Origin of the sequence: Thermogemmatispora sp. (assembly GCF_019683755.1) — a bacterium.
In the GTDB taxonomy this organism is placed as follows: Bacteria; Chloroflexota; Ktedonobacteria; order Ktedonobacterales; family Ktedonobacteraceae; genus Thermogemmatispora.
In genome coordinates this window covers 1-4943 of sequence record NZ_JADGHT010000337.1, presented here as the reverse complement: position 1 = coordinate 4943, position 4943 = coordinate 1, and the positions used below count along the sequence as shown (strand labels likewise).

3 protein-coding genes and 1 pseudogene are annotated in these 4943 nt (G+C 60.1%); all 4 read right to left on the bottom strand.

Going from position 1 to position 4943, the window contains the following annotated elements:
- On the bottom strand, positions 1-1575 hold a 1575-nt coding region (locus tag IRZ24_RS16675; RefSeq protein WP_297166594.1), incomplete at its 3' end, for a hypothetical protein.
- A 68-nt stretch (positions 1576-1643) separates the two neighbouring features.
- A complete protein-coding gene (locus tag IRZ24_RS16670) occupies positions 1644-3512 on the bottom strand; it encodes a hypothetical protein (RefSeq protein ID WP_297166591.1) in 1869 nt (622 codons plus the stop codon).
- A 478-nt stretch (positions 3513-3990) separates the two neighbouring features.
- Positions 3991-4329: a divalent-cation tolerance protein CutA gene (gene cutA / locus IRZ24_RS16665; protein WP_297166588.1), complete on the bottom strand. Its 339-nt coding sequence runs from the start codon at positions 4327-4329 to the stop codon at positions 3991-3993.
- Between the two features lie 325 nt (positions 4330-4654).
- Positions 4655-4943 (bottom strand): annotated as a pseudogene (locus tag IRZ24_RS16660) (DNA adenine methylase); the annotation flags it as partial.

Genomic DNA, 4943 nt, shown 5'->3' with positions numbered 1-4943 from the left:
TTCCAGTGTGGCGAGGGCGTAAGGTCCGCTGAGCGTGGGAATGAGGCCCGCCAGGAGGGCAATGATACAGAGACGCACAGCTTCCGGCTTGATGCCGTTGGGACGGGCCTCCTGACGGATGGTTGCCAGATTAAGCAGGGTAGAAGCATCAGTAATGAACTTGCTCGACCCGCCCCGGGCCAGCTCTGGCCAGAGCTGCTCGGTGCTGTGATAGTGGGCAGCGCCTGTATCTATGCCAGTACCCATGTCTCTACCGGTGTCTCTACTGCTGCCTCTACCGGCGCTGGCCACCAGGAGCCAGTGATTCGCAAGCACCTGGCTCAGCGCTGCTAGCGGTTGCTGTCGTAGCTCTTCCAGACGCTGTCGGAAATGGGCTTCGAAGGCTTGAAGCTGGGCCTTTTCTTCCTGAAGCAAAAGCTTTTGTGCTTCTATCTCTTTCTTTTTATTGATTATTTCATCTTCATATAGTTCAAGCTCATCTGAGGCTTCTTTAAGAGATTGTACCAGCGTATCGAGCTGCCTCTGACCCTCGGCGAGCTGCTGGCGCTGCTCAGCAAAGCGGGCCTCAAGCTCGCGAGCGATGGCCTCCTCCTGCTGGCGGCGGAAGTCGGCCATCTCCTGGCGGAGCTGTTCCTGAGCCTCCTGATAGGCCTGTTGGTGAGCTGCTTTGCGGATAGCGGCGAGCTGCTGCTGGACAGCGGGGAGCTGTTGCAGAAAGTCGCTGAACTCTTGCCAGTCCTTGATGACCTGCTCGCCAGCTTGCAATAGGGCTTTAGCACGTGTGAGGGTCTCTGATGAAAGCGGGAAGGTGTCTGGTGGCTGAGTACTGAAGGCGTGCTTCAGCGCCTTGAGCACGCGCCGCACCTGGTCCACGTCGAGGTCTTTGACCAGGGGCTGCTTGTGATAGGCCGTGAGCACTTGCTTGATAATGACAGCTGGAGGAGACCAGTCCCGCTGCTCGCTAGCGGCTGGCTCGATCGTCAGAAGACGCAGTTCTCGGCCATTGTCAAGCAGGAAGGTAAGAATCGCCTGCTCATCGTCGGGAAGCTCGCAGACGTTGACATACAGCGTTTGCTCCGTAATGTCGTTGCTGTAGGCGAGAGGGCGTAGCCGCTCGCTGTCTAGCGGGATTGGTCCATAGAGCTGGCGCCCATGCTGGATATAGATGGTTTTCGTATAGCATGGCCTGATGAAAGGTTCGCTCAGCCTGGCAAGGAGCCGCTCCCTTGGGATCGTGCTCCAATTGAGGATCTGGGCCAGCCCGTCGGGCGAGGGCTGAGGGGAACCAGCGATCCGGTAGTGTGCGTAGGTCGGTGAATCTTTGCGGTCCTCGTGACCCTGGGCCAGTTCAACGCGAAAGCTGTAGAGCAGCTCGGGTCTCCATCCACTCGGCCCACGTGGCCAGGCAACCTTACCGGCGTTGGGAAAGCAGTTTTTGGCTTTCTGCCAGACAAGTGCTTCCCAGTGCTGGAATTCATCATTGAGAAATGCCAGAGGGGTAAGAAAAGCAATATTTTCCTTTAGATTGTCTTCTTGAATAATTCCAATCCATTGGTAGCTTTCTACTTTGATCATAGTGGAAACCTTCCGATCCGAAGGGAACAGCAAGGCGAGCAGAGCAAAGAGTATGCCGAATGATCGTGCTAGTGCTCCTGGAAAACGGCCATCAGGCGGGCCACTATCCAGGGCGGCAAGCGAGCGGTCAGGAGGCGCCGCAGCGCCAGGGCCAGCGGGGGATCATCCTGGCGGGCAGCCTGCTCCAGAGAGCGCAGCCGCTGCTGCAGAGCGACCGGCAGCCCTGGCGTATGGGCAAGCTCGGCCATTGGCAGGGTGGTGAGACAATGGCCCAGCCAGAGCAACTGCGCGCGATGGGCAGTCTTGAGCCGTAGTGGTGTAGCGACCGGTCTGGGTGCAGGCTCTAGTGAGATCTCCAGGCAGCCCAGGGCACCCCCGTCGAGGATCAAACGGGCCTGGCTGGCCCTGGCGAGCGCTGGCCAGATCTGTTGTCGCCAGAGGTCTGTCAGCTTCTCGCCCGTGGTCACCGGAGAGAAAGCCTGGCCCTGGTGCCAGAGCGCCTCTGCAGTGCACCAGCGCCAGGAGACGCTGACCGGCAGGCCCGGCGGGGCCAGTTCCCATACCAGTGTGGCCCCCTCCTCTGCGCTCTTCAACACCAGATGGCCTGGCTTCTCGGCGCCCGCTGCCGCCTCTGCCGTCGGGCTGAACGCGGCGAACTCCTGGCGGGCACCGCCCTGGGTCACCGCTGTGCAGCGCAAGCCCGTCAGCCATTCCGGCGGCAAGGGACCGGTTCCGGCCTCCACGGCGCAAGGATCAAGAGCGAAGGTCAGGCGACCCGACTGCCTCTCCTGCCAGAGCTGATAGCTCCCTGGCGCCAGACCGTCCAGGGCCACGTAAACCATGCTGGTCTCCGCGGGCAGCAAAAACCGTTGCTCCACAGGCGGACCCCCACCCTCTTGTCTAAGACGCAGATCCAGGGTCAGGGAGCCAGCTCGCCCAGACTGAGAAGAGAGCAAGTCGGTGGGTGGTCTGCAGCCCACAAGCACTTGCGAGCGCGAGCCTAATACAGGGGGCCCCTCCTTCGGGAGCACCAGGGGCGGACTGAGCAGCATCAGTGACCAGCTCGGCTGCTGCAACTTCAGTTCGCTATAGTTCAGCCAACGCTCAAGCCGGGCCTCAGCCTCCTTCGTGGCCAGGGTCGAGGGTGTCAGCTCCAGTTCCCACAACTGCCAGTCGGAGCAAGACGGACCAACCTGACGCTGCAGACCTGGCCAGTCCTCAAGCAGTCCCTGCTCAACAGCAAGCTCGCTGCGCACCAGCCAGTAGAGGCGCCTCCCACGATAGAGCCTCAGGCTCTCGCCGCGACGCAGGCGTCGGGGCAGCTTCTCAGCTTCCTCCTCATCCTCACAAAAGAGTGTTCCCTGCCAGTCGGCTGCGAGACCGGGTGTTGGGGGGACTGTCTGCAGGCGATGGCACCCATCGGCGAGCTGACAGCAAAGCTCATATGCGCTTTCCTGTGGGGGCACCACTAGCAGGGGTGAAAATGCCAGCTCCCTGAGTGATCGCCCCCTGGTTAGCTCTGGCGAGCCAGCCAGCAGACGAGCGTCAGCCGCCGGGCCAGCGAGCTGCTGCAGCTCCTGCCACGTCTCCTCACCCAGGGCAGAGAGATCAAGAGCGAGCTGCCAGCTCTCTTTCCGATCGTCTGTTGTCACCATCAGCAGCAGAGGTAGCCCCGCGGGGGCCTCTGCTTGGCCCTCGCTGCGCTCTTCGTCGTCATCGTCCTGCCTGGAACTGCCTGGCAGACTGGCTGCGGGCGAGAGCGAGAGACCTTTTCTGTAGAGACAGCCGATATCTCGCAGCTTGCGAAATGTCCCCAGCGAAAGAGAAACGCCCTCATCGCTCTCTCTACCGGGGGAAGGGAGCGGAATACCCCACTTAGCCAGCCGAAAAAGGCCCTCTGGCGTTATCTGAAAGGTGCCCTGACTCTTACCCGCCACGATATAAAAGTGGCTCCTGTCCTTCGCCTGAAAAAGCTTAGCCATCGCATCTCACTTCACAGCAACCCATGCAGTGAGCACCCTTAACAAATAGTGAGCACCCTCAACAAATAAGGAAGGCAAGAGCAGAGGAGAAGCCGGGTTCCCAGGTCTGGTCAGGTCGGAAGAGTGTTCCCTGAGAGGGAGATCACTGCTGAAGTGAACTGAGCAGAAGATCAGACCAAAAGCCCCGGTGTTCCCATTGATGAGAGTTACTATACTCTATAGAGACTGGCAAAAGCAAGAGAGACTGATCACTCTTCACTGCAAAACTCGCCTCTGACTCTCCACCCAGCCAGTAGACGGGCAGAAACGCGCTAGTAGCTCCCTGTTTTTTGCGGTGGGCGTGGCATCAGGCAGCAAAAAAAGCGGCAGGAAGAGAGCGACCAGCTCCACCCTGCCGCTGCCTTCCGTGGGGCTGGGCAAACGCCGGACCAGCTCAAGCCTGGTCACCGCTCGTGGAACGGGTCTCCGTCTCGAGCCAGCGTAGATAGCCAGCGCTGCCGGCCACCAGCGGTAGCGCGATAATTTCTGGTTCCTCGTAGGTGTGAGCCGTGCGAATGGCTTGCTCAACAGCGCTATAGAGATCGGCGCGCGTCTTGGCACTGCAGAGCCATTCCTGGGCCTGCTCGAGCGTCCCCTGCCACCAATAGACGCTCTGAATAGGGCCAGAGATCTGTACGCAGGCGGCTAGACGCTGCTCAACAAGCTGCTGAGCGATCTTACGCGCCCCCTCCTCGGAGTCGATGGTTGTGCGCACCTCAAGAAACTCTGCCATTGTCTGCGTCATCCTTCCTTCAACCTGAGCTAGGCGAGTTGAACACCTCATTATAGCGTTTCTGGCTGTGCAGCGTCAGAACCAATTCGGTCCCCTGGGAGCGAAGAGATCAAGCTCAGCGAGCAGACGAGCGGCTTCGGCCTGATAAAGAAGGGACTCGTTGCTGACAGGCTCGGAAATGGAAAGAGTTGCCAGGCTCAGCTCAAGCGCCTACCAGCCGCGCAGCTTGCGCGCAGGCCTGAGCATCTGATTGGCCTGCTTGGTTAAAGGTGCTTCTCTGGCCCCGTCGCTCATTACTGCTGTCCCTCTCTCAAGGCCCTTCTCGCTATGATGGTTGCGACATTGCCAACCAGCGCAGGTCACGCCCGATGAGCAGCTCCATCTGCTTTCTGTGATGGGTTGTGCGCATTGGCACGGCGGCCAGGGCCAGGCCGTGGCGTCTGGCCAGAGTACGCACCTCTGGTGTGTCGTCGTACGTGACCAGAAAATCGCCCGCGAGGCAGCTCACCAGCGCTAACAGCGCCTCGTGATCCAGCTCAGAGTAGCGGTAGAGCCGGCGCCCGGCCTTTTTGCCGGTGAGTGTGTAGGGGGGATCAATAAAGCTGACTACATCA